Source organism: Paractinoplanes rishiriensis (genome assembly GCF_016862375.1).
In the GTDB taxonomy this organism is placed as follows: Bacteria; Actinomycetota; Actinomycetes; order Mycobacteriales; family Micromonosporaceae; genus Actinoplanes; species Actinoplanes rishiriensis.
The window spans coordinates 17,930-39,137 of record NZ_BOMV01000073.1 but is presented as its reverse complement, the minus strand read 5'-3'; the positions used below and the strand labels follow the sequence as shown (position 1 = coordinate 39,137).

Sequence of the window (21,208 nt, the reverse complement as noted above, 5' to 3'; positions counted from 1 at the left end):
ATTGACACACCCGGGTGGATGAATTGATCTCCGGCCCGCGAAGCGGCACGTAAAAAGAAGGCCCGGCACCCCCGGCACCGCTACTCTTTCCTGGTCACAGTGAGCACACCGCACCGCGGGAGATGAAGTGGTCTCGCCGATCCTGGTTTCCGAGGTGCCGCTGGTGGGCCGGCAGTCACAACTCGGCCGGCTCCGGGACGATCTCGACCGGGCCGCTGCCGGTCCGCTGTTCGCGCTGGCGCTGGAGGGCGAACCCGGTGTCGGAAAGAGCCGGCTGTTGCGGGAAGCGCTCGCGTATGCCGGAGATCGCGAATTCACTGTCATATACGCGACCGCCGAGGAATTGGCGCAACATCAACCGTTCGGGCTGTTCGCCGAGGTATTGCGGAAAGGGCCCCCCGCGGACCGGCGCTCACGACTGGGCGACGAGGGCTACCGGATCACCGAAATGGTGATCGCCTGGCTGGAGGAACTCGCCGCCGAGCGGCCGGTGGTCCTGGCGCTGGAGGACCTGCACTGGGCCGACGTGTCGAGCCTGACCCTGATCAGTTCGCTCCTGCGGCGCCTCGGCGACCTGCCGGTGGCGATCCTCTGCACGCTGCGCCCGTTCCCGCGCAGCCGCTACCTCGACCGCCTGCTCGAGCAGGTGCTGGCCGCCGGCGGCCAGGTCCGGACGCTGGAGGTGCTCGACGACGACGCGGTGGTGGCGCTGACCACCGGCGTGCTGGGCGCACCGCCGGCCAGCAGCCTCCGCGAGCAGATCACCGGGGTGGCCGGCAACCCGCTGTTCCTGCTGGAGCTGCTGCGGGCGCTGGGGGAGCAGGGCGCCATCTCCACGTCGGCGGGCGAGGCCCGGGTCGTCGCCGGTCTCATGCCGCCGGACCTGCGCACCACGCTGCTGCGGCGGTACAGCTTCCTGCCCGAGCAGACGCTCGACGCACTGCACGTGGCCGCGATCCTCGGCGCGTCCTTCCGGATGAGCGAGCTGGCCGCGGTCAGCGGCCGCTCCGCCGTCGACCTGCTGCCGGTGCTGCACACCGCGATCCGGTCCGGCCTGCTGCACGAGTGCGGCGCCCGGCTGGCCTTCCGGCACCACCTCGTCTGGCAGGCGCTGTACGAGAACATTCCGGTCGCGATCCGCAACGACCTGCACCGCGTCGCCGGCCGGGCGCTGGCCGGAGCGGACGCTGCCGAGACCCGGATCGCCGAGCAGTTCTGGCTGGCTGCCGCCGACGACACGGAGGCCGTGCACTGGCTGTGGAAGGCGGCACGTGCCTCCTGCGCGCGGTCCACGCTCGTCGCGGTGGAATGGTACGAACGCGCCCTCGGCCTGGTGGGCGACGGCGACCCCGACCGGGTGGCGCTGACCGCCGAGCTGGCCCCGCTGCTCGTGGTGGCGGGCCGGCTGCACGAGGCGGAGAGCGCGGTGGCCGGTGTCGTCGCCGACACCCGGGACGCGGCTCTGACCGTACGGCTGCATCTTGCGGTGGCGCACGCACTGACCAGGCAGGGGCGATGGCAGGAAGCGCGGGAGAGGATCGACGCGGCCGCCGCGGCGGCCGACGCCTCCGACGACACCGCCCGGGCCGCCGCGATGGCCCCCGGCACCTATCTCTACCTGGTGCTCGGCGAGGTGACGACCGCGGTCGATAGGGCGCGGACCTGCCTGGCCGTGGCCGAGCCCGCCGGCCGGGACATCGCGGTGGCGACCGCACTGATGACCCTCACCCTGGGCGCCGCCGCGACCGGCGCGATGGACGACGCCGTCGCGCTGGGCCGGCGCTGCGTGGCGGTCGCGGCCCGACCGGCCACGTCGTTCGGCGGGCTGCTGATGCCGTACGTCTGCCTGGGCCGCGCGCTGACCGACGCCGACCGTCTCGACGAGGCGGAGCGCAGCTATCAGGCCGGTATCGCGCACGCCAACCGCCTGGGCGGCTCCAACCTCATGCCGCACTACCACGCCGAGCTGGCGATCCTGCGGCTGCACGCGGGCGACTGGGAGAACGCCCGCTCGGAGGCGGAGGCCGGCCTCACCGTCACCAAGCAGCTGAACACGCCGTGGCTGCTGCACGCACTTGCCCTGCTCGCCCGGATCGCGCTGTCCCGCGGCGAGATGCCGGCCGCGGCCGCCCACCTCGACGCGGCCGAGGCCGAGATCCGCACGGCCGGCCTGATCATGGGCTGCAACTGGGTGTGGTGGACCCGGGCGCTGCTGCACGAGGCGCAGGGCCGGGACGCCGAGGCGGCCGAGAGCGCCGCCCGCGCCTGGGACTGCCTGCCGGAGCTGCGCTTCCTGCACAGCAACTGGCTGCTCGCCCCGGATGCGGTACGACTGATGCTCGCGGCCGGCGACGCCGGGCGCGCCCGCGCGGTCAGCGCCCGGACGCAGGCGGCAGCCGAGCGGTTCGGCACGGCGTCCGCGGCCGGCGCCGCGCTGCGCTGCCGCGCGCTCGTCGACGGCGACGCCCGGCTCGCGGTCGAGGCGGTCGAGGCATGCCGGCAGGCCCCGCGGCCGGTCGACCTGGCGTGCAGCCGCGAGCAGGCCGCGGTCGCGCTGGCCGGGGCGGGCCGCCGGGACGAGGCGCGGCCGCTGCTGGCCGAGGCGATCGCCGGGTACGAGTCGGTCGGTGCCGCCTACGACGTCGGCCGGGTGGTCGCGAAACTGCGCGCCCTCGGTGTCCGGGCGGCGCCGAGAAGGTCACATGCCCGGGCCACGACCGGCTGGGCGGCACTGACCCCGACCGAGCTGACGGTGGCCCGGCTGATCGCCGAGGGCCTGTCGAACCCGGCCATCGCGGCCCAGATGTTCATCTCGCGCTACACGGTCGAGACCCACCTCAAGCACATCTTCGCCAAGCTCGGCCTGGCCTCGCGCGCGGCGCTGGCGGTCGAGGTGGAACGCCGGGGGCCGATGCGCCCCTTGTAGGGTCACTCGACATGCGCGTCACCCACTCGCTCCTGCACGCCGAGGACCTCGCCCGGCGGGTGGAACGGGAGTACGCCGTCGCCGCGCCCGTCACGGTGAGCCTGCTGAACCGGGGCTTCAACGACACCTACCTCGTCGTCGACGCCGAGGGTGGCCGGCGCGTGTTGCGGGTCTACAACCGGGAGAAGTACTGGATCCGGTCGGAGTCCGACCTCCGCTTCGAGCTCGACCTGCTCGAGCACCTGGGCGCGGCCGGGCTGGGCGTGATCCGGCCGTACCAGCGGACCGGCGGCGACCGGCTCGGCCGGCTGACGGCGCCCGAGGGGGAACGGTGCTTCGCCCTGTTCACCCACGCGCCCGGGTCGCCCCTGTTCGAAGGCACGATGGCCGAGGGGCTGTGGCGCGAGTTCGGCTCGGGTATCGCCCGCATGCACCGGGAGATGGACGCCTTCCGCACCGGCCACGACCGCTACCACCTCGACGAACGCATCCTCGTGGAACGGCCGCTGGCCGGCCTGGCCCGCTATGCCGGCTCGGGCCGGGCCGCGGCCGACCTCGCCGAACTCGGCAAGCTCGGCGCGTGGCTGACCGGCGAGCTCCGGCGGCTCCGGGCGGTCGGCGGCGCGTACGGGATCATTCATGCGGACCTGCACCGGGGTAACACGCACATCGACGGCGACGGACGGTTCGTCACGTTCGACTTCGACCACTGCGGGTTCGGGTTACGCGCGTACGACCTGATCGCGCTCTATCGCGGGCCGGACTCGCCGGCGGAGGAACAGGAACGCTGGGCCGCGGTCCTCGCCGGCTACCAGCAGGTCCGGCCGCTGAGCCGGGACGAGGTGGCCGCCTTCCCGGTGCTGGCTGCCTGCCGGGCGATGTGGGACGTCGGTGACTGGCTGGGTGCCGCCGACCGGACCGGCGACGCCTGGATGACCGACGCGGTGATCGCCAAGCTGCTGGCGGACGTCCGCAAAGCAACCGCGGGACAGCGGGAACCGGCCTCGGACACTTAAATACCTCGGTATGGCCACCATCGCGTTCTTCGCCCCGGCCGCCGCCGGGCACGTCAACCCGACGCTCGGTCTCGCCGCCGAGTTGGTGCGGCGCGGGCACCGGGTCACCTACGCCACCACGACGGCGTACGCCGAACGCGTTGCCGGGACGGGCGCCGAGGTCGTGCCGGTCACCTCCACCTGGGAGGGGCGCGGTGGGGACATCCGGACACCGCAGATGCACGGCAAGGAACTCGTACGCGCCATGAAATTGCTCTTGATCGAAACGAAGGCGATGCTGGCGCAACTGAGCGGCGTCGCGCGGCCCGACCTGGTGGTGCACGACGGAACCATGTGCTGGTGGGGCCGGATCCTGGCGGGGCGGTGGCAGGTGCCCTCGGTGGAGACCTGGCCGAACCTGGTCAGCAACGAACACTGGTCGATGGCCCAGAAGTACACGACGGTCAACCCGCTGAGCCCCGGCTTCCTGCTGATGGCGGCCCGGCTGAGCCGCTTCCTGCAGCAGCAGGGCGCCGGCGGGGTGGAGGCGTTCATGCGGGGCGACCCCGCCGCGCTCCGGCTGGTGACGCTGCCGCGGGCATTCCAGTACGCCGGGGAGACCTTCACCGACCGGTACGAGTTCGTCGGGCCGCTGTTCGCCGAGCGCGGTCACCAGGGTGGCTGGGAGCCGTCCGGTGATCTCCCGGTGATGCTGGTGTCGCTCGGCACCGCCTACAACGACCGGCCCGACCTCTACCGGACGGTGCTCCGGTCGGCGGCGGACCGGCCCTGGCAGGTGGTGCTGGCGGTGGGCGGGGTGGACCGGGAGGCGCTGGGCGCGGTGCCGCCCAACGTGCAGGTGTACGGGCACGCGCCGCAACTGGCGGTGCTGCGGCACGCGCGCGCGTTCGTGACGCACGCCGGGATGGGCGGCACGATGGAGGGCCTGCATTTCGAGGTGCCGATGGTGGCGATACCGCAGATGGCCGAACAGCGGGCCAATGCCGATCGGCTCGCCGAACTCGGTCTCGGCACGGTGCTGCCGCCCGGCGAGGTGACCGCGGAATCGCTGTGGGAGGCGGTCGAGCGGGTGGCCGGCGATGAGCACGTCCGCGAGCGGCTGACCTGGATGCGCCGGGAGATGACGGCCGCCGGCGGGGTTCCGGCCGCCGCCGACGCGGTGGAGCGGATTCTCGGCTGAGGCCCCTATGCTGCTGCCATGGTCGACACGATCCAGCTGGTGGGTCTGATCGTCCTCGGCGCGATGCTGCTCGCCGTCGTCGTGCTCGGCGTGATCTCGTGGGCCAGGAACCGCGGCCGCACGCGCGTGGAGGACCGGGAGGGCGGCGGTTCCGGGGTCAGCGGTGACACCACGCCGGGCGACTGGGACGGCGGTGCGGGCGGCGACTAGGCAGCTGGCGGCAAGCCACCGATCGGGTGGCGGTCGCTCATTGCTGCTTTAGCTGGGCGTCGGTGTGCCGCCGGGGCTAGAGATCGCGACTCGGAGCCACCACCGCCAGACGACGCGGGTTTGGGCCGCGCCCGGAGATCCTGCTGGCTGGTCACCGTTTCGGGTGTGCTTGCGCCAAGATCTCCGGGCTGGCGAAGGCGGCGAAGCGGTCGCCGGTCAGGGGCAACGCGCCCAGGACAGGTGGTAGACGCCGGCGAACAATGTCAAGGAGCTGGTCGTCGTGCGGGGGTCCGAGGTGCCCGCCGCGACGCGCACTTCGGTGTTGATGTTCAGGTTGCGGCGAGTTCCGCACGGGGACCAGACCATGGATGTTTCCGCCACCTCGTTCGTGGTCTGCCAGTCGGTGTCGATCGGGCCGGTGAACGGGTGGACGGCGTACGCGGTCTGGCTTTGGCCTTTGACGTAGTAATTCGACCTTTGCGAGGCATTGGCGCCGACGGCGAGGGACCCGGAGCCGTGGTGATTGGTTTTGTTGATCGCATAGGTGTAGCCCGCCGGCACGAGCACGATCAGGTTGATCTGGCAGTTCTTACGGAAGTCGGTGGGCGCGGCGCCGACGCCGGTCCGGGCCGTGTAGTTCGAGTACGTGGTCTTGAAGGCGAAGTTGCCGGGGACCATGGCGACCTCCGCGGTGCCGGGCGCACAGCCGCTGCCGTTGGTCGTCACGACGTCGACGATGACCTCGTCGGCCGGCGGCGGCGCGGGGGTGATCGCGGACTTGACGGCGGCGGCCGGACCGGCGGACAAAGTGGTCGCCAGCACTACCGATATGGCGGATAAGAGGTACAAAGACTTTCGCATTCAGGACCCCTTCCAGCAAGTTATGCGGTGCCGCCAGGCTATTTATGTAATAGACGTCAGTCAATGCGTTGATCGTACGGTCCGGAAAGCCGATCGGACAGAATGCGCACCGCGGCGCGGACGCCGAGGCCGATGGCGCGTGCGGTCGTCCGGCCAGGCGCGCCATCAGGCCTGGACCTCGCCGCACGGCTGCTTCGATGGTTTACCGATAATCGGGCCGGCGACGGCCAGGCCGTCGGCGGGACGGCGAGCGCGGCGGTCGCGGTGGTAAAAACGACCACGGACGTACGACGGCAAAACCCGCGCGGCCAGCGAACTGGGAGACACCTTTGAAGCTCTTGCTCACGTCGGGCGGCGTCACGAACCCGAGCATCGCCGCGGCGCTCGTGCGGCTGCTCGGCAAACCGATCGCCGAGTGCCACGCCCTCTGCGTCCCGACCGCACAGTGGGGCCACCCGATGTGCGGGCCGCAGTCGGTGCGCGGCTTCGTCGCCGCCGGGCCCGGCTTCCAGCACCTGTCCGGTCTGGGCTGGGCATCGCTCGGCGTCCTCGAACTGACCGCGCTGCCCACCATCGGCGCGGAGCGGTGGGTGCCGTGGGTCCGCGAGGCCGACGTGCTCCTGGTCGACGGGGGCGACGCCACGTACCTGTGCCACTGGATGCGGGAATCCGGGCTGGCCGACCTGTTGCCCGAGCTGCCCGACACGGTCTGGGTGGGGGTGAGCGCCGGAAGCATGGTGCTGACGCCCCGGATCGGCACGTTGTTCGTCGAGTGGCCGTCCGCGCCGGACGACCGCACCCTGGGGGTCGTCGACTTCTCGATCTTCCCGCACCTGAACGCGTTCCCCACCAACACGCCGGCCGAGGCCGAGCGGTGGGCCGCCGGCCTCGGAGCCCCGGCCTACGCCATCGACGAGCAGACGGCCATCACGGTCGTCGACGGCGTGGCCGAGGTGGTCTCCGAGGGGCGATGGACGAAGTTCGGCTCCTGACGCCTACCGCCGCACGGTCAGGACGACGGACCTCGGCACGCCGGTCGTGGTGTTGACCGAGATGGTGACCTGGGTGTCGCGGCTCGGCCGGAGCGTGGTGGTGGTGACCGTCAGGGTCGCGGTGCGGGCCCCGGCGGGCAGGTAGGGCACGCTCGGGTTCGCGGTCAGCCGCGAGCTCGACTCGGTGAACAGGAACATCCCGCCGGCCGGGGCCGGGCCGCTCATCGTGACCGTTCCGGTGACCGTCGAGCCGTACTTGACCGACGTCGAGCGCAGCGTGACCGAGGCGACCGAGGGCACGACGACCGCCGACTCCGAAACCCTGACCGTGTACGCGCCGGCCGGCCCCGAGACGGTCCGGATGTCGAGCGTGTTGTTCGGGTACCTCTCGTTGTCCGGCGTGTAGGTCAGGAAGCCGTACTCCCCGGCGGGCAGCACGTCGGTGGTGAACCGCTCGAAGCTGTTGGCCATCGTCACGTTGTTGATCGACGTCCCCGACCCGTCGGCGTTGACCCGGTACAGGCCGCCGATCAGCAGGCCGCCCGGCCCGCCGAGCCCGAGCGCCGCCCCCGCCGCCGTGATCTCACCGGTGTACGCCTTGCCGCCGGCCGCGGTGAACCGGAAGAAGTCATAGTCCTGGCCCGCGATCGTGCGCGGAAACGGGTTCGGCGCCTGGCAGATCGCCCGCGTCACGGTCCCGCCGACCGCGATCGGCGCGGCGACACCCCCCGAGAAGCCGAAGTCGCCGTCCGGCTCCCAGGGGTCCGGTGCACAGTCGGCCGGCACGGCGGCCCGGGCGGGAACCGCCACGAGAACGGTGGCCGCGGCGGTGACCGCGGCGAGGAGAAAACGAGTCCCAAGGCTACGCATCCGGAGACGGTATGGTCGGCCGAATTCGTCAGACAATCCCCAATATGCAGGGTAAACGCCCCGCCGGGGCGGGGTTCGCGGCTCAGTTCCGGCCGGGCCCCGCCGAAGGGACAGCCGTGACATCACCGTCGCGACGCCGGGCGCAGCGGGCGGCCGTCATCGCGGTCGCGGCCGTTGCCGCGGCGGGCGTGACCGCCGCTGTCCGTGCCTCGCGGCGCAGGGGCGAAGCCGAGCCGGAGCCGCTCCCGCCGCCGGTGCACTCGCAACCTCCGGCGCGGGGTGCGCCGCCGGCAGCCCGGCGCAACTGGGCCGCGCTGATTGCCGTTCCCGCCGTGGCCATCGTCGCCGGGACGGTGGCCCTGATCGCCGCGAGGCCGCCGTCGACCTCGGAGATCGCGCCGATCGTTCTCCCCGCGCCGTCCGTCCCGGCCCCGGTTGCGCCGGTCGCCTCGGCGGAGCCGGATTGTCAGGATCTCGCCGCCTGGACGCCGCCACCGTATCCGGCCGCACCGGAAGGACCCATCGACGTCGGCTTTCCCCCGTGCCGGGTGGTCGTGCTCGGCGAGACCGTGACCCTCGCCGCCATGGGTCAGCTGGTCGAGGTGACCGCCACGCGGGCGCTGGATCCGCGCGTCGAGCCGACGCAGCAGCCGGGACCGGGCCGCACCCGCCGGGTGTCGTTCCGGCTGCACTTCGAGTCGCTCGGTGCAGGCCTGTCCGACCTGAGGCTGCGGCCGGTCACCTGGGCAGCCGACGAGCGGACCGGGTGGAGGCAACCGGCCGTCGGGTCCTTCGAGCCGGTCCTGTTCGCGCCGGGCGGCGAGACCGACCAGTTCGTGGCGTACGACGTGGGCCCGGACGTCCGGCTGTCCCGGCTGCGGGTCAGCCTCGACTCCGCCTCCCATCGGGCGATCGCCGAGTGGGTGATCGGCTGAACCGCCGGCCGTCCGGTGGCTACCTCTGCTTGCGGATCCAGGCGGCGCAGGTCTTGTCCACCTTGGCGCTCTTCGTGGCGGGCGTGGGCCACTCGCCGATGTACTCCGCTACGCCCTCGCAGAGCCAGCGGTTCTCGTCGCGGGAGGTGGCCGCGCCCATCATGGTGATCGCTTTTCCGGTGTGCTGCCGGCGTCTGATCCGGCGTTGCCCGCCATCGGTTCCGCCGGGCGGCGCTGCGCGGGAATCGCGGGCGCCGTACGGATTTCGTCGTAGTCCTGCATCGCACTTCCCGTTTGCGTCACGAGCGATTACCGGAGTATGTCAGCGCGGTATGGTCCCGGGGATGAGTGATCGGCCGGCGCTGTCCGCAACCCCGCGCACCCGGCTGCGGCGGATGAGGGAAAAGGGGCGTACGCAGCACTCCGATCTGCTCGCGGTGCTGCGCGGCGGCCTGGTCGCCCACCTCGGTGTGGTGGTGGACGGCTGCCCGATGGTGGTGCCGACGGTCTACGGCCACGACGACGACAACGTCTACTTCCACGGGTCGGTGGCCAGCCGCAGCCTCACCGCGCGGTCGGAGGTCTGCCTCACGGTCACCCTGTTTGACGGTCTCGTGCTCGCCCGGTCGGTGTTCGAGCACGGCATCAACTACCGCAGCGCGATGATCTACGGGGTGCCGCGGGCCGTCACCGGCCGCGACGAGAAGCTGCACGGCCTGCGGATTCTCACCGAGCACGTGGCGCCGGGGCAGTGGGATTACGCCCGGCCGCCGTCGCGCAAGGAACTGGCCGCGACCGCCCTGCTGGCGCTCTCGCTGGCCGAGGCCTCGGTCAAGATCAGAACAGGGCCGCCGGACGACGGGGACAGCCCGGACGCGGCGCTCGGGCTCTGGGCGGGGGAGCTCCCGGTGGCGCCGCGGTGGGAGCGTCCCGTGCCGGATCCGGCCCTTCCTGATGCGGCCGTGCCGGTGCCGCAGCACATCGCCGGTCTCGCCGGGCGGCGGCTGGACCGCGGCTGACGGCGATCGGGCGAGCGGGCAGAGCGTGGTCGATCCCGCGGCCGCGTCTCATCCGGCCCGGTCTCATCCGGCCCGGTCTCATCCGGCCGGGTCTCATCCGGCCGGGGTGAAAGTCCTCGATGGACGGCAGAACCATGCCGATCGGCACTGCCGCGCCGCGGCCGGAGGTGCGAGGCTCGATAGCACCGGTCTCCGAGGGAGGGCGCTCCGATGAAGCAGTGGACAGTCCAGGACGTCATGACGCGCGAGGTGATCTCGGTGCCGCCCAGTGCCTCCTACCGCGACGTGGTCGACCGGCTCATCGAGCACCGGGTCAGCGCGGTGCCCGTCACCGGCACCGAGGGGCAGGTGCTCGGCATCGTGTCCGAGGCGGATCTGCTGCACAAGGTCGAGGCGGTCGGCGAGCCGCAGCGGCCGCGGATCGTCCGGGCGCTGCGTCGCTCGGCGGAGATCAGGGAGATCAAGGAGCACGCCACCACGGCGGCCGACCTGATGACCGCGCCGGCGATCACCGTCGGACCGGAGGTGTCCGTGGTCTCCGCGGCCCGCCGCCTGGAGGACGAAAAGGTCAAGCGCATGCCCGTGGTCGGCGCGGACGGCTGCCTGCTGGGCATCGTGTCGCGCCGCGACCTGCTCCGCATACACACCCGCACGGACGACGACATCCGCGCCGACGTGGCCGACAACGTCCTCCGCCGCACCCTGTGGATCGACCCGGACGCGGTAACGGTCGGCGTGGACGACGGCACGGTGACGCTGCACGGGCAGGTGGAAACACGCAGCCTCGCCCGCCTGGCGGTGGATCTCGTCGGGGAGGTCGCCGGCGTGGTGACGGTGGTCGACCAGCTGACCTGGCAGTTCGACGACAGCGAGCTGGCGCGGTCGCGCGGCTATCAGTTCGGCACTCCCGAGCACCTGCTGCGTCCGGGAGGTGATTGACCGGTGATCAGTCGCGTTCGTAGACGTCGGGCACACCGTCGGCGTCCGCGTCGGCCTCCTCCTCGGCTGACACCCGACGGTAGTGCTGGTTGCGGGCACGCAGCACGACGGTGGCCAGCAGCGCGGCGATCAGCGATCCGGCCAGGATGCCGATCCGGGCGTGCGCGTCCTGCCCGGTGCCGGCGCCGAACGCGAGTTCGCCGATCAGCAGCGACACGGTAAATCCGATCCCGGCCAGCAGTGACAGCCCCAGGACGTCCCACCAGCTCACCCCGTCGCCCAGCGAGGACCGGGTGATCCGCCGCACGAGCCAGGTGGCGCTCAGCACGCCGATGCACTTGCCGAGCACGAGACCGGCGACGACGCCGATCGTGACCGGGTCGCGCAGGGTCGCGCCGAGTGCGCCGGCGATCGGCACCCCGGCGGCGAAGAACGCGAACACCGGCACCGCCACGCCGGCCGACAGCGGACGCCACCGGTGCTCGAAATGCTCCGCCAGACCCGGTCCGGGGCCCGGCGAGCGGCGCAGCACCGGCACCATGAAGCCGAGCAGCACCCCGGCGACGGTCGCGTGCACGCCGGACGCGTGCACCAGCCCCCAGGTCATCGCGGCGAGCGGAAGCAGCAGCCACCAGGTGCGCACCCGCCGCTGCACCAGCACCGCGAACAACCCCAGCGGCACCAGCGCGGCCAGCAACCACAGCACGTGCAGCGAACTGGTGTAGAACACCGCGATGATCACAATGGCGAGCAGGTCGTCGACCACCGCCAGGGTCAGCAGGAAGGTGCGCAGCGCCGCCGGCAGGTGGGTGGCGATCACCCCGAGCACGGCCAGGGCGAATGCGATGTCGGTCGCGGTCGGCACCGCCCAGCCGGCCAGCGACCCGCCGGCCATGGTCGCGTTGACCGTCACGTAGATCAGCGCGGGTGCGGCCATGCCACCCACCGCCGCGGCCACCGGCATGACCGCGCGCCGCGGATCGCGCAGGTCGCCGGCGACGAACTCGCGCTTGAGCTCGAGGCCGGCGACGAAGAAGAAGATCGCCAGCAGCCCGTCGGCCGCCCACTGGGCCAGCGTCAGGTCCAGGTGCAGCGCGTGCGGACCGACCCGCAGGCCGCTCAACGTCTGGTAGGCCGATGACCAGGGCGAGTTGGCCCAGACCAGGGCCAGCACCGCCGCGCCCAGCAGGAGCGCACCACCCGTGGTCTCGGTGCGCAGCACGGCGGCGATCCGGCGAGCCTCCGGCCAGCTGCCGCGGCCGAACAGGAAGCGGGACGGTGTTCCGGTCACGGGACTCCCTCACAGGACACGGCAAGGACATCGCCGACCAGACTTCCCGGCACACCTGCCGTGAAATGTACCCCGCCGCCATACTGCCGCGATGGATCTCTTTCTCGGCAGCCAGGGGCTCGGTGCCATGGGCGCCTGGTTCGACGCGCTGGCCCGCCGGCCGCGGCGGGCAGTCCTGATTCCGACCGCGGGCAACCCGATGCCGGCGATGCCGTGGGTCGACGTGGCCGAGGCGGCGATGGCCGCCGAGGGACTGTCGGTGGGTCGCCTCGACCTCGAAACGGCCGAACCCGATGCGGTGTCCGCCGCCGTGGCCGGCGCGGACCTGGTGTTCGTCACCGGCGGCTACCCGATCTTCCTGCTCCAGCACGCGCAGCGAACCGGGTTCGCCGGTGCCGTCCGCAAGGGCGTCACCGCGGGCCGGCTCGCCTATGCGGGTATGTCCTCCGGGGCCGCACTCGCCGCGCCGGACCTCGGGCGCTACCGCGGCGACGACGATCCGGGCCGGGTGACGGACACCGTCGGGCTCGGGCTGGTGTCCTTCTATCCGCTGTCGCACGCCAACCGGGGCCGGGAGGACCTCTACGCGCGGATCATCGCGAGCGAGGGCGATCGTTACGACTTCGTCCCCCTCCGCGACGACCAGGCGGTGATCGTCCACGACGGAGCCCGCGAGATCAGGCCGAGCTAGGCAGCTTCCGGGCGGTCTCTCGCTGTCGTCGATGGAGCGATTTGTCAGGCCCCGGCATTGCCGTGACCCGCCATCCGGGCCTGCCTAACGGCAGCTCTCCGTCCACGGCGCGCCGTTGAGGGCTACCGGCGTGACGTCGCGGACCTGCTCGTCCGCCGTCTCCACGCTCACCGAAGCAGCGAGAGCCGCCGGCCGGTCCACCCCGCAGGTCCACTCGACCACCACGTCGACGGGGACCGCCGTCCCGGGCGCGACCTGGCGTTCCTTCTCGGGGCTGCGGACGGTGACGCCCGGCTGGTCGACGCGGACAGCCCGGACGTCGACCGGTTCCGGCCCGGCGTTGACGACCACCACCTGGGCTTCGATGCGTGCCCGCCGCTGCCCGGTCGCCGTCCGCAGGCCGGGTTCCGCGAAGAGCAGCACGGCGACCGCGGACCGGTCGGCCTGATCCGCCTTCTCCACGGACGCGGCCAACGGCTGATACCACCGCAGGTACGTCACGACGCCGCCCAGTATGCCGCCGGCCAGCAGCGACACCGCCACGGCCAGGATCAGCGCCCGCATGGTGCGGAACCGGCGCCAGAAACCGGCCGGAGTCCCGTCCGGCGGTGTCCGGTATTGAGCCGGCTGGTCCAGATCGATCATTGCCCACCCCCTCCGAGCACAGTGCAGCGTACGCACCGGCAGCCACCCGGGCCGCCCCGCGAACTGTCGGCGAGACGCCATCGCGGGTGGCGCGGGCGCGGCATCATGCTCGTGGGGAGGTTGACTCATGGGCAGCGGGCCGGGTACGCGGCAGCACGGCGACGAGCGATCGGACCGGGTGACGGATGCCGGGCCGGAGGCGGCGCACGGGGCGCCCGTTCCCGCGCCCGCCGCGCAGCTGGCGATGTTGCAGGCCAGCGGCGGCAACGCGATGGTGCTGCGGCTGATGCAGCTGCTGGCCGACGGCGACCGGGTGACCGCGGACGGGGAAGCGGGCTGGGCCGAACAGATAGGGGCCTGGCTGGGTCTGGGCGACGGCGCGTCGCCGGCCCCGGTCGACCGGCTCGCCTGGATCGAGGGACTCCCGTCGTACCTCAAGGACCAGATCGACACGTTCGGGCAGGCGAAGGTGGACAAGGCCACCGGGGCCGCCCAGCAGAAGCTGCTCGACGAGCGGCAGCGCAACCGGACGACGTTCCTGGACAACATGATCCGCTTCCTCGGCGGCGAGGACCAGGTCCGGGCGCACTTCCAGGCGATACACCCGATCGCCATCGGCCGCGGCGCCGAGCTGTGGATGCACGACTCGGCCCGGGAGCGGCTGCTGGAGGTGCAGGCCGACCTGGCGGCCAAGCAGATCCCGATGCCGTCGACGACAGTGGGCCAGCACCTGCGCGGCCGCCATCTGCACAGCAACACCGGCGCCGGGATGATGACCCACGGCCTGGGCTTCGCCTGCGACTGGAAGGCGTACGCGGCGCCGCACATCAAGGACCCGAAGCTGCACACCCTGTTCGAGACCGTGACCGGCGGCCCGGCCTCGTTCCAGCTGGAGGTCGACGGCCGCAAGCTCGGTGGCGACGCCCGCCGCACGCTGATCGAGCAGATGGGCCGGGGCACCGCCGACCCGGCGAAAGCCCGCCGGCTGCTCGACTCGATCACCGCCGAGTACCACCGGCTGGTCGCGGCGTCGGCCGGCTTCAAGACGTCGCTGCCCGAGTCGGCCCTGGAGCAGCTGCGGGAGGTCGAGGGGCTCCGCGCCGCCGCCGAGAAGCTCGCGGCCCGGTTCAAGAAGGCGTCCGCCCGCGACCGGCCGGCGATCGAGGCCGAGCTGGCCGCGGCCCAGCAGGCGTTCGAAGAGAAGAAGGCCGAGGTGCAGGCCGGCCTGTCGACCATCTTCCAGCCCTGGCTCGACGAGATCGCGCTGCGCTCGGCCGGGATCGAGCAGGCCGCCGCCGACCAGGGCGTCGACCTGCGCGGCGAGGTCACCACGGCCGAGACGCTGAAGCAGCTGGGCGCCGACTCGGCCACGCTGACCGCGGGCGTGCAGAAGATGGAGCGGACGGCCGGCAAGCTGCTGGACGCGGTGCGGACGACGCACCGCAGCGCGCTGCAGAACGCGGCCGACGCCGGCCTGCTGCCCGACGATGCCGCGGAGAGGGCAACGGCGGAGGAACAACTCGCCGAGGCCGTCCTGCTCGAGTCGCAACTGATCGACCTGCTTCCCGATCGCGAGGCAAAGACCCAGAAGCAGGAGGACGTACGCGGCCGCAAGCGGACGGTCGAGCAGCTCACCCGGGCGCTGGACAAGACCGGCGGCCGGCTGGGCGAACACCGTACCGGCCTCAATGAGATCGACGCCCCGCTCCGGGAGCGGCGCACCGAGCGGCAGGAGACCGCCGACGACCTGGCCGGCCGCAAGCAGCGCAACGCCGACGTCACGACGATCGTGGGCAAGGGCGGGCTGGCGCAGCTGCAGGCCGAACGCAAGAAGCTGTACTGGCTGGACGAGACCGCGCGGGCGCTCAGCACGGACATCGACTTCGTGCTCAAGAGCCGGGCGGTGTCCGACCCCGGCATCGTGCAGCTGCTCGGCCTGACCGGCGGCACCCAGGGCGGCGGCTTCTTCACCCCGGACCCGGAGCAGGGCGGCGAACGGGAGGCGGCCGCCGGCACCTGGAGCAACACCCACGGCTTCAATCTCGAGTTCTTCAAGTCCATGGTCCAGCACGGCTTCGAGCTGGGCGTGGCCTGGGACGGGCAGTCCGACACCATGCACTTCGAGCTGGCCGAGGGCCGCCGCCTGGCCACCACCAACGCCGCCGCGCACTGAAGGTCGAAGTTCGTTAATGTAGCGGCATGGCGGTCCCGTACGTTGATCTACTGCGGCGCCGCCACGTGCGAGGTCCGCTGCTCGCCGTGCTCGTCGCCCGTTTCCCGCTGGCCATGACCCCGCTCGGCGCGATCGTGCTGATCGCCGAGGTGCACGACTCGTACGCCAGCGCCGGGGTGGTCGCCGGCACGTTCGCGTTGTTCACCGCGGCCTCCGCACCGGTGTGGGGCCGGCTGATGGACCGCATCGGCCAGCCGCTGGTCATCGCCGGCACCTCCGTCTTCGCCGCGCTGATGCTGGCCGTGTTCGCCCTGGTCGCGGTGGCCGGTGCGCCGGTCGGCCTGCTGATCGCCCTGGCCGCCGCGGTCGGCCTGAGCTGCCCGCCGGTAAACCCGGCGATGCGGGTGGCGTGGTCGGTGATCCTGCCGGACGAGCCCGCCCGCCGGGCCGCGTACGCCCTCGACGCCTCGCTCGTGGAGACGATCTTCGTGCTCGGCCCGCTGCTGCTGACCGTGCTGCTGGCCGGTCCCGCGGCGCTGCCCCTGCTGGTGACGGCCGGTCTTATGCTGGCCGGCGGCGTGGGCTACGCGCGGACCTACGCGGCCCGCACCTGGCGACCGGTGCCCCCGGCGGCAGACAGTTCCCGGGGCGGCACGCCGCTGCGCGCGCCCGGCACCATGCTGACGCTCGTCGTCGGCCTGGCCATGGCGGTCGCCTTCGGCCATTTCGACGTGGCCATGACCGCCACCGCGGAACGCGTCTTCAACTCCGAGGCGGTGCTGGGCCTGTTCTTCGCGGCCGCCGCCATCGGCAGCACCGCGGGCGGCCTCGGCTACGGCGCCCGGCAGTGGCGCAGCCAGGAGCGGCACCAGCTGCCGGTCGCGCTGGCCGGTTTCGCGGCCGGGTCGGCGCTGCTAGCCGCCGTGCTGGTGGTCCTGCCGTCCGCGCCGCTGCCGCTGCTGGTGGTGATCCTGCTGGCCACCGGCCTGTGCATCGCGCCCAGCCTGATCGTCCAGCAGTCGCTGATCGACCGGCACACCGCGCCCGACCGGCGCAGCGAGGCCCAGGCGTGGCTGACGACCGGGCTGACCGCCGGCAGCGCGGCCGGCATGTCGATCGCCGGCGTGCTGGTCGACCGGGCGTCGCCGGCGGCCGCCTTCGCCGGGGGGAGCGCGGCGCTGGTGGGCGCGGTGCTGGTCGCCGTCGTCGCGCAACGCTGGTGGCGCGAGCCGGACGTCGCCGAGCATCCGGCCGAGGAGCCGGCGGGCCAGGCGATTTAGGGGGTATTTATCGGGTATGTCCCTGCTAGGGCGAAGGCGGCCGGCGGCGAGGGCGAGGGCTAGTCGGGGAATGCCTTGCGCATCAGCAGCGGGGAGCGGGACGCCAAGCCGAGGCCGCGGCCGCCGAGGGCGCGTAGTGGGGGCTTGCGCTGCGCCCAGTCTGGCATCGGGTTGGGCAGCACGCACAGCGCCCCGAAGTTCAGCGACTGGCCGTCCTGGTAGCCGTTTTCGATCAGCCGGACGACGCGGGCGCCCACCCGGTGGTAGATGGCCAGCAGGTGGTCCTGCGGCACCTCGCGGCCGTTCACCGTGCGGGTCAGGGTCAGGTACGTCTCGGCGTGCGCGTGCAGTTCGGCGCTGGTGAGGTCGGCTATCCGCCGGCCGTCGCGGCGGCACTGCCGCACCGTCCACGCGCGCAGGCCGGGGAGGCGGCTCTCGAAGAACACCTCGGTGATGTCGTAGCGGATGATCGCCGAGATCTGGTTGGCGAACAGCATGTTCTGACCCGCCCGGCTGGCCGCGCTGGGCAGCATCGACAGGGTCACGATGTACAGGTTCCGGCCGTCCGGGTCGTAGGTCGACTCCAGCGTCCCGGCGTCGGTCATCTCGTCCCAGGTGCGGAAGTCGGCGGTGGAGCGGCTGGTGCGGCAACCCATCAGGAAGCCGACCACCCGGTCCCCGTCGCACAGCACGGGGGTCCAGTCCGGGCCGAGGCGCGACAGCCGTTTCTCGAACGACGCCGACAGCATGGCGCGCAGTTCTTCGGGGCTCTTGCCGTACTCGCGGTAGACGTGGTGGAAGGCCCGAAGATCAACTTCAACGAGATCCGGTACGTCGGACAGGCGGGCCGGGCGCAGCCGGAGGCGGTTCGCATGGCGCAGGCTGTCGGCCCACCGCCGCACCCGGGCGAACGGGTCGCGCTTCTCCTCGATGCCTTGCTGATCGAATCGACGCATGATCACGACGTTAAGTGACCTTGATCGATGTCGCATCTCGGGCGGAACCGCTCCGGCCGGGCGATGTCGGCGAATCGGTTCAGATCTTGTTCGGTCCGGCCGATGGGAACCGCAAAGGCGCCCGTGCGCACCGCGGCAGGTCGGAGAGGATCTTGTCAGTCCGTAGGCTGATTGCCTGCTACGGCGGCTGGATGGTCGTCCTGGCGGCGGTGTATTTCGCGGTACCAGGTGCCCGGGTGGCGGCGTGGGCACTGATCGGCATGTCCAGCGTCGCCGCGATCGTGGCCGGCACGCGGCATCATCGCCCGCGCAAGCGCCGGCCCTGGTATCTCCTCGCCCTCGCGGTGACGGCGTTCGTGGCCGGCGACACGGTCGGCAAGATAGACCTCGGCGGCGGCCCGGCCGAGTGGCAGGCGCTGCTGTCCGGGGTGCTGTATCTGGCGATCTTCCCGCTGATGACCGCCGCGATGATCATGCTGGCCAACGCCGGTGGCAACCGGGACCCGGGCAGCCTGCTCGATTCCTACGCGCTGGCCGCGGGCGTGGGCCTGTTCCTGTGGGTGGCGCTGGTCTCGCCGAACGTCCGCAACCCGGACCTGACCGACGTCGACAAGATCAGCGTGGTCTGCTTCGCGCTCGGTGACGTCGTACTGCTGGCGCTGTCCACCCGGTTGCTGCTGGAGGTGCGCCGCGGCTGGGCGGTCGTCCTGGTGATCCTGGGCGCCGCCGGCCTCTTCACCGCCGACATCCTGTACGGGCTGCTGCGGCTGGCCGGCACCTGGGCGTCCGGCGGCCCGGTCGACCTCGGCTGGTTCGCCTTCTACCTGCTGTGGGGCGCGGCCGCGCTGCATCCGTCGATGACCGGCCTCACCGAGCCGCGGCCGCCCCGGCCCCGCTCGGTCAACGCCCGGCGGCTGTGGCTGCCCGCGGTCGCGCTGGTGACCGGCCCGACCGTGCTGATGTACCAGGTGGAGAACGGCGGGGTGACCGACGGTACGGCCATCGCTCTGATGTCCACGCTGATCATCTGGCTCGGACTGAGCCGGCTCGCCGGTGTCGTCCGCACCCACCAGCAGACCCTGAACCGGGAGCGGGGCCTGCGCAGCGCCGGTGCCGCCCTGGTGTCCGCGACCGGCCTCGACGAGATCGACACCATCCTGCGCGAGGCGACCGCGCGGCTGCTGCCGGCCGGCACGCCGCACGCCGTGCTCGTCGAGCGGCGGCCCGAGGACGCGGCCTGCCTGGTACGGCGGGATGGCGTCCTGCTCCGCTCGGCCGCCGAGCTGCCGCCGAGCGTACGGGATCAGCTTGGTGGTTTTGCTCTGGCCCTGGTCTGCCCGATGACCGTGGGTTCCCGGGACGGCGATGGCGGCGGGCGCGACTGCGGTGCGCTCGCGGTGGCCGCGGCGGAGGTGGAACTGGTCAACCTCCAGGGCGTCATCGAGGTGCTGGCCGGGCAGGCCGCGCTGGCCTGGGAACGCATCCGGCTGGCCTCGGAGATCAACCGGCGGGCCAGCGAGGAGTACTTCCGCACCCTGGTGCAGAACACCGCCGACGTCATCCTGATCCTCGACGAGCAGATGCGGGTCCGGTACGCCAGCCCGTCCGCCGCCCAGATGTTCGGTGCCGGCCCGCTGACCGGCACCAGCCTGTTCGACCTGGTGGACTCCCGGGACGCCGGCCGCGCGGGCGACCTGATCGACATGCTGCAACCGGGGGAGAGCCACGCCGACAGCGCGGACTGGCGGCTGCACGACGCCGGCGGCATGTCGCTGCGCGTCTCGGCCTCGGTGCGGGACCTGCGGCAGGATCCGACCGTGCGCGGGCTGGTGGTCACCTTCCGCGACGTCACCGCCCGGCGCCAGCTGGAGCACGACCTGACCCGGCAGACCTTCCACGACAGCCTGACCGGCCTGGCCAACCGGGTGCTGTTCCAGGAGCGGCTGCAGCAGGCGGTCACCCGCGCCGGCCGGACCGGCGGGCTGATCGGGGTGTTGCTGATCAACCTCGACGGCTTCAAGGCGGTCAACGACGCGTCCGGCCACCAGACCGGCGACCGCCTGCTCGCCATGGTCGCGCAGCGGTTGCGCTCGACCCTGCGCTCGGCGGACACCGCGGCCCGGCTCGGCGGTGACGAGTTCGCGGTGCTGGCCGAGGACCTCAGTTCGCCCGTCGAGATCAACGCGATGGTCGCCCGCATCGTCGACGAGTTCGCCGAGCCGTTCGACCTGGGTGACATGTCGGTGCTGTCCTCGGCGGGCATCGGGGTGGCGTCGACGGCCGACGCCGACACCGCGGCCGAACTGCTGCGTCAGGCCGACCTCGCGCTGCACGTCGCCAAGCGGGCCGGCAAGGCGCAGTGGCGGCGCTACCAGCCGAGCCTGCACACCCCGATGCTCCAGCAGCAGCAACTGCGCGCCGACCTGGAACAGGCGATCGCCGACGAGGAGTTCACCCTGCACTTCCAGCCGCTCGTCGAGCTCGGCAGCGGCATCACGCTGGGCATGGAGGCACTGGTCCGCTGGCAGCACCCGCAGCGGGGGATGGTCCCGCCGGACCAGTTCATCCCGCTGGCCGAGGAGACCGGCCTGATCGTGCCGCTCGGCCTCTGGGTGCTCGAACAGGGCCTGGCCGCCGCGGTGACCTGGCGGGACCTGCGCCCGGAGCGCCCGCCGTACGTGAGCGTGAACGTGTCGGCCCGGCAGTTCCGCACCACCGGCTTCGCCGACGAGGTGATGGAACGGCTCACCGCCGCCGGACTGCCGCCGTCCGGGCTGCTCCTCGAGATCACCGAGAGCATGCTGCTGCGCGACGACGAACAGGCCTGGACCCATCTGGCGACGCTGCGCGAGCACGGGATCCGGGTCGCCATCGACGACTTCGGGACCGGCTACTCCTCGCTGAGTTACCTGCGCCAGGTCTCGGTCGACGTCGTCAAGATCGACAAGTCGTTCGTCGACGGGCTGGGCAACGAGAACCCGCACCAGAACGCCCTGGTCGAGGGCATCGTGAAGCTGGCGCAGACGCTGGACCTCGGCGTCGTGGCCGAGGGCATCGAGGAGCCCGGGGACCACGCCGCGCTGCACGCGATGGGCTGCCCGTACGGGCAGGGATACCTCTTCTCCCGGCCGCTGCCGGGCGAGGACGCCGAGCGGTGGTTCCGGGAGAACCGGGCGGCCGCCCCGCTCACCCCCCTGACGCGGTGAGCGGGGCCGGCCGCCGGT

At 72.3% G+C, this 21,208-nt stretch carries 18 protein-coding genes; 12 read left to right on the top strand and 6 right to left on the bottom strand.

Features of this window, described 5'->3' with window-relative positions:
- The first annotated feature begins 127 nt into the window (after positions 1-127).
- The 4 genes from Ari01nite_RS34480 to Ari01nite_RS34465 are packed head-to-tail and all read left to right on the top strand — an operon-like array spanning position 128 to position 5,332.
- Positions 128-2,926 carry an AAA family ATPase gene (locus tag Ari01nite_RS34480; RefSeq protein ID WP_203786445.1) on the top strand — a complete coding sequence of 933 codons (2,799 nt, stop codon included), beginning with the start codon at positions 128-130 and terminating at the stop codon, positions 2,924-2,926.
- Positions 2,927-2,937: 11 nt separating this feature from the next.
- Entirely contained in the window at positions 2,938-3,942 is a 1,005-nt protein-coding gene (locus tag Ari01nite_RS34475; protein WP_203786444.1) for a phosphotransferase enzyme family protein, read from the top strand.
- Between the two features lie 10 nt (positions 3,943-3,952).
- A complete protein-coding gene (locus Ari01nite_RS34470; protein WP_203786443.1) occupies positions 3,953-5,122 on the top strand; it encodes a macrolide family glycosyltransferase in 1,170 nt (389 codons plus the stop codon).
- A gap of 18 nt (positions 5,123-5,140) precedes the next feature.
- Positions 5,141-5,332, top strand: a complete 192-nt coding sequence (locus Ari01nite_RS34465; protein ID WP_203786442.1) for a hypothetical protein — start codon at positions 5,141-5,143, stop codon at positions 5,330-5,332.
- A gap of 216 nt (positions 5,333-5,548) precedes the next feature.
- On the opposite strand, the gene Ari01nite_RS34460 is transcribed toward Ari01nite_RS34465, so the two are convergent.
- Positions 5,549-6,154, bottom strand: a complete 606-nt coding sequence (locus Ari01nite_RS34460) for a DUF4360 domain-containing protein (protein ID WP_239163277.1) — start codon at positions 6,152-6,154, stop codon at positions 5,549-5,551.
- Between the two features lie 368 nt (positions 6,155-6,522).
- On the opposite strand from Ari01nite_RS34460, the gene Ari01nite_RS34455 reads away from it, so the two are divergent.
- Positions 6,523-7,185: a Type 1 glutamine amidotransferase-like domain-containing protein gene (locus tag Ari01nite_RS34455; RefSeq protein WP_203786440.1), complete on the top strand. Its 663-nt coding sequence runs from the start codon at positions 6,523-6,525 to the stop codon at positions 7,183-7,185.
- A gap of 3 nt (positions 7,186-7,188) precedes the next feature.
- Here the strand turns inward: Ari01nite_RS34455 and Ari01nite_RS34450 are convergent, their stop codons facing one another.
- The gene (locus Ari01nite_RS34450; protein WP_203786439.1) at positions 7,189-8,055 is read right to left on the bottom strand and encodes a hypothetical protein; all 867 of its coding nucleotides are present in this window, start codon (positions 8,053-8,055) and stop codon (positions 7,189-7,191) included.
- A 116-nt stretch (positions 8,056-8,171) separates the two neighbouring features.
- On the opposite strand from Ari01nite_RS34450, the gene Ari01nite_RS34445 reads away from it, so the two are divergent.
- On the top strand, positions 8,172-8,990 hold the full coding sequence (locus tag Ari01nite_RS34445) for a hypothetical protein (protein WP_203786438.1): 819 nt from the start codon (positions 8,172-8,174) through the stop codon (positions 8,988-8,990).
- Positions 8,991-9,149: 159 nt separating this feature from the next.
- On the opposite strand, the gene Ari01nite_RS51070 is transcribed toward Ari01nite_RS34445, so the two are convergent.
- Positions 9,150-9,272 (bottom strand): hypothetical protein, encoded by a 123-nt coding sequence (locus Ari01nite_RS51070; RefSeq protein ID WP_275410903.1) that lies wholly within the window; start codon positions 9,270-9,272, stop codon positions 9,150-9,152.
- 62 nt (positions 9,273-9,334) lie between these two features.
- Here Ari01nite_RS51070 and Ari01nite_RS34440 point away from each other — a divergent pair, with 62 nt between their 5' ends.
- Together Ari01nite_RS34440 and Ari01nite_RS34435 are read left to right on the top strand one after the other, a co-directional pair.
- Positions 9,335-10,009 carry a pyridoxamine 5'-phosphate oxidase family protein gene (locus tag Ari01nite_RS34440; protein WP_203786437.1) on the top strand — a complete coding sequence of 225 codons (675 nt, stop codon included), beginning with the start codon at positions 9,335-9,337 and terminating at the stop codon, positions 10,007-10,009.
- Between the two features lie 210 nt (positions 10,010-10,219).
- Entirely contained in the window at positions 10,220-10,948 is a 729-nt protein-coding gene (locus Ari01nite_RS34435; protein ID WP_203786436.1) for a CBS domain-containing protein, read from the top strand.
- Positions 10,949-10,955: 7 nt separating this feature from the next.
- Here the strand turns inward: Ari01nite_RS34435 and nhaA are convergent, their stop codons facing one another.
- Positions 10,956-12,239, bottom strand: a complete 1,284-nt coding sequence (nhaA, locus tag Ari01nite_RS34430) for a Na+/H+ antiporter NhaA (RefSeq protein WP_203786435.1) — start codon at positions 12,237-12,239, stop codon at positions 10,956-10,958.
- Between the two features lie 91 nt (positions 12,240-12,330).
- Here nhaA and Ari01nite_RS34425 point away from each other — a divergent pair, with 91 nt between their 5' ends.
- On the top strand, positions 12,331-12,930 hold the full coding sequence (locus Ari01nite_RS34425; protein WP_203786434.1) for a Type 1 glutamine amidotransferase-like domain-containing protein: 600 nt from the start codon (positions 12,331-12,333) through the stop codon (positions 12,928-12,930).
- Between the two features lie 84 nt (positions 12,931-13,014).
- Here Ari01nite_RS34425 and Ari01nite_RS34420 read toward each other — a convergent pair whose 3' ends face one another.
- Positions 13,015-13,575, bottom strand: a complete 561-nt coding sequence (locus Ari01nite_RS34420; protein ID WP_203786433.1) for a hypothetical protein — start codon at positions 13,573-13,575, stop codon at positions 13,015-13,017.
- Positions 13,576-13,702: 127 nt separating this feature from the next.
- On the opposite strand from Ari01nite_RS34420, the gene Ari01nite_RS34415 reads away from it, so the two are divergent.
- Both Ari01nite_RS34415 and Ari01nite_RS34410 read left to right on the top strand, forming a co-directional pair.
- Complete coding sequence (locus Ari01nite_RS34415) at positions 13,703-15,748, top strand: hypothetical protein (RefSeq protein ID WP_203786432.1); 2,046 nt, start codon at positions 13,703-13,705, stop codon at positions 15,746-15,748.
- A gap of 26 nt (positions 15,749-15,774) precedes the next feature.
- Positions 15,775-17,028: an MFS transporter gene (locus Ari01nite_RS34410; protein ID WP_203786431.1), complete on the top strand. Its 1,254-nt coding sequence runs from the start codon at positions 15,775-15,777 to the stop codon at positions 17,026-17,028.
- A gap of 59 nt (positions 17,029-17,087) precedes the next feature.
- On the opposite strand, the gene Ari01nite_RS34405 is transcribed toward Ari01nite_RS34410, so the two are convergent.
- Positions 17,088-17,984 carry a hypothetical protein gene (locus tag Ari01nite_RS34405; protein ID WP_203786430.1) on the bottom strand — a complete coding sequence of 299 codons (897 nt, stop codon included), beginning with the start codon at positions 17,982-17,984 and terminating at the stop codon, positions 17,088-17,090.
- Between the two features lie 152 nt (positions 17,985-18,136).
- Between Ari01nite_RS34405 and Ari01nite_RS34400 the strand changes: the two genes are divergently transcribed.
- Complete coding sequence (locus Ari01nite_RS34400) at positions 18,137-21,190, top strand: putative bifunctional diguanylate cyclase/phosphodiesterase (protein WP_203786429.1); 3,054 nt, start codon at positions 18,137-18,139, stop codon at positions 21,188-21,190.
- The last annotated feature ends 18 nt before the right edge of the window (positions 21,191-21,208 follow it).